This window comes from Demequina sp. NBRC 110055, assembly GCF_002090135.1.
Classification (GTDB): domain Bacteria; phylum Actinomycetota; class Actinomycetes; order Actinomycetales; family Demequinaceae; genus Demequina.
On the sequence record NZ_BBRL01000006.1, the window covers coordinates 241,001 to 241,527 of the forward strand.

Annotated in this window: 1 protein-coding gene; it reads right to left on the reverse strand. The window is 67.2% G+C overall.

The features are described from left to right. On the reverse strand, positions 1–291 hold a 291-nt coding region (locus B7K24_RS13650), incomplete at its 3' end, for a hypothetical protein (protein WP_234986629.1). Positions 292–527: the final 236 nt, after the last annotated feature.

Below are 527 nucleotides of genomic sequence, written 5' to 3' on the forward strand. Positions count from 1 at the left end.
GATAACCACCAGAACGCTGACCGTCACGGTTGCCCTGGTAACCACCACGCGACGCACCATCGCGACCGTCGGAGCGGTTGCCTTGGTAGCCACCGGAACGTTGACCATCCCGGTCGCCCGAAGGACGTCCCTGGTAGCCGCCCGATCGCCGCTCTCCGCCGTCGCGGGAGTCCCGATCGTACCGACGGTAACCTTCACGGTCGCCGGACGGACGCGACGCACCTCCGCGACTCTCGCCACGGCTGTCACTGCCACGATCACCGCGATAACCTCCGGAACGCTGACCGTCACGGCTCGCGGAGGAACCTCCCTGCCGACCGTCGCGTTCGTAGCGACGGTACCCGCCCTGAGAACGTTCGGGTCGCTGGTTGCGGTCGTCCCCGTCGCGTCGCGCGCGCTCGTCGCGCTTATCGTCGTCAGCCATGGTGGTGGTGCTCCATTCGGTGAGGGCAGTGGGCGCCCCGTCTCGATGCAATTGTGCCTAGAAATGCGAAGAGCCGCCCCATCGTCGGGGCGGCTCTTCGTTG